Source organism: Ruegeria sp. BHSA118 (genome assembly GCF_059613405.1).
In genome coordinates this window covers 1-2,796 of sequence record NZ_JBXWSM010000138.1, presented here as the reverse complement: position 1 = coordinate 2,796, position 2,796 = coordinate 1, and the positions used below count along the sequence as shown (strand labels likewise).

The window sequence follows — 2,796 nt, the reverse complement described above, 5'->3', positions numbered from 1 at the left end:
ATGGTTCTGGCAATTGACGCGCGACGGGTCTGACGAAATCCTGCTGCAATCCCCGTCACTTGGCCCTGTCACCGCGGAAAGCTGGGTTCTGGACGTCCCGGAAGCCGGGGGGGATTTCGTAATCCCGGGCGGAGATGTTCTGCGTGGAAGGCGGGCTGAGTTTCCCGGGATGGAACCGGATGAGACATTGACCTTCCGGATTGCGGCCCCGCTGATGCATGTCACGGAAGAGACCAGCCGGGCAGCAAAGCTGATTGCATTGATTTTCATTGGTCTTGCCATAGTGGTTTCGGTTTCGGTCTACATCACCGTGAACAGGGGGCTGATGCCGCTCAAGCGGCTCAGCAATTCCGTGAAAGTCATGCGTAAAAACGACACGATCATAGACGATCAGAAATGGCCCCCCGATCTGGTTCCCGTGGTCGAGGAACTGCGCGAGCTGCACTGGCGCAACGGCACGATCATCGAAAAACACCGTCGAAAAAACGCGGAGCTGGCGCATGGTCTGAAAACACCGCTGGCGGCATTGGCGCGCGTTGCCGAAGAGCTTGAAGGAGATAAAAGAGATCAGATAACGGATTTTGTGGGGCGTATGACCGGTGTCATCAAACGCAACCTCAGCCGTGCGCGTACCGAACGCCCCTATGGAAAATCCTCTCCGGTGCATGCCTGCGCCGAAGATGTCTCGTTTGCACTTGGCATCACACTCCGAAACAGGATGCCGCATATCGAAAACGCCATAGACGCCGGAACCACCTTTTGGGGCGAGGAGGCCGACATTCAGGAGATCCTGGGAAATCTGCTTGAAAACGCCTGTCTCTGGGCCAAGAGCCATGTGCGCATATCCGTGACGGCACCCGAGCCGGGCATGATCACGTTGAGTATCGAGGATGATGGCCCCGGGATGGGGGCGGGTAGATCAGAGGGGTCGGCTCAGAAAGACAACACCAATGAGACCGAGGGGCATGGGCTGGGGCTTTTGATCGTGCAGGATATCGCTGAACTTTACGGCGGATCCGTCAGTATCGGGACATCCTCTCTGGGTGGTGCGCGCGTTTCGGTAACGCTGCCGGGCCAGATTGAAGCTGCCAGAAAGCCCGGAACGCGGTCCCTCAAAGGAAACTTGCGCAGGGCAAACTGATCGGTTTGCCCGGTTTCCGACGGGTGAAACCGGACAGGCTAACTTCGCCTGACCGACAAGTTATGCCGTCTGCCCAGCATGTGATATTCGAACAGGCACCAGACATAGATGGTGGCCGAGTAGACGTAATAGACCTGATGGTAGAGCAGACATTTGAACGCAAACCACGGCCCGCCATGCCCGGACATGGCGCGAACTAGATCCAGATTGGCGACAAAGGCCGCAGCCAGTAACACAAAAGGCAAAGGCCAGCTTTCCGGCCAGAACGGCAGGGCCAGAAGCGACAGCAGCAACAGCCCGGCAATTGCGGCCCGTGCCCGCTCGGTCATCGAGGTGTTCAGGTCATCGGTCAACCCCTCGCGCGAGATCATCAGCCGGGCCCAGGGCAGGGCGCGGCAGAAGATATCCGTGCTCAGGCTGTTGCGGATGGTCCAGACCTTCAGGTGTTTGCCCTGCAAAAGCGGCTCGACCAGGATACGGCGACCGGTGGCCGCGATCCGGTAACCCAGTTCGATATCCTCGATCGATGGGACTTCGTAGGTTTTGACATCAAAGCCACCGACTTCCAGAAACACGTCGCGCCGGATAGCACCACACCCGGCCCAGAAGGTGCGCGCCTCGCGGCGGGCGCGCTGATGGTGATAGCGGTGCAGAAGGTTCTTGTAGCGTGAAAACCAGGCCTGCCCGTCCGGGGCATCATCATAGGATCCGAACACGGCACCCACATTGTCTTCGGACATCGCCCGGCGAATATGGTCCGGCCCGTCCGGCCAGGCGATGACATCGGAATCCACGAACCACAGGATATCGCCCGTGGCCTGCTGGGCGGCCAGGTTGCGGGCAGCCCCTGGCCCGCCATTGACGGGCGTGGTCAGAACAGTTGCGCCCATTTCCCGTGCCAGCGCCGCAGTGCCGTCGGGGGATTGGTCATCCACCACCAGAACCTGCTGCACCTGTCCGGTATTCAGCATTTCAATCAATGGCGGCAAAACGCGCGGCAGCAGATGTTCGGCATTGTAGGCCGGCATGACCACGCTGATGGAAAGGGGTTGATCTGAACTCACGAAGGATCTCCGGCAATGATACGCGAAGCGCCTGAGCGCTGAACAAGGAAAAGAAAGGCCGCTGTAAAGGGCAACAACCACATCACGCGCGCGCCGTAACGATCCGCAGGTTGTGATACTCCCCCGCAGACCAGGGCGTTGACCGCTATTCCGATCAGGATGAACAGCGCAAACAGCTTCATGTCACGCGACACACTACCCGGCCGCAGCAGAATAAACACGATAAAGGCAAAAGAGACGGCATAGATCACGCCGTGTACGATATCGGCCGTTTCTATCCAGCCCCTGTCCTGAGACAATGAACCGCCTTGGAACATATCGGGCCGGATATCTTCCATTCTGGCCAACCAGCGGGCGTTTTCCAGCTCTACATCCGTCGGGATCGTCATGGCAATGCTATAGCGCAATACCTGCTGATAGCCGTTCCGGGCCAGTGCCAGCGAGGTGGAAAGGGGCCGGGACAGGAAAACCGCCTTGGCGAATTCCCGTTGGGACAGGGCAACCCGTTTCTGATCTTCGGGCGACATGAGCCGGAAAGAACCCAGGTTGGGCGAGCGTTCGAAAATGATATGGGAGGGTGTCAGCCTGTAG

Annotated in this window: 2 protein-coding genes and 1 pseudogene; 1 reads left to right on the top strand and 2 read right to left on the bottom strand. The window is 58.7% G+C overall.

Annotated features, from left to right (window positions below; all coding sequences use genetic code 11):
* Positions 1–1,141: ATP-binding protein (locus AC2FNN_RS21335; protein ID WP_496760488.1), on the top strand; the 1,141-nt coding region annotated here is incomplete at its 5' end.
* 38 nt (positions 1,142–1,179) lie between these two features.
* Here AC2FNN_RS21335 and AC2FNN_RS21330 read toward each other — a convergent pair.
* Together AC2FNN_RS21330 and AC2FNN_RS21325 are read right to left on the bottom strand one after the other, a co-directional pair.
* Positions 1,180–2,205, bottom strand: a complete 1,026-nt coding sequence (locus tag AC2FNN_RS21330; protein ID WP_496760486.1) for a glycosyltransferase family 2 protein — start codon at positions 2,203–2,205, stop codon at positions 1,180–1,182.
* Positions 2,202–2,796 (bottom strand): annotated as a pseudogene (locus tag AC2FNN_RS21325) (hypothetical protein); the annotation flags it as partial. The gene AC2FNN_RS21330 and the pseudogene AC2FNN_RS21325, both read right to left, overlap by 4 nt.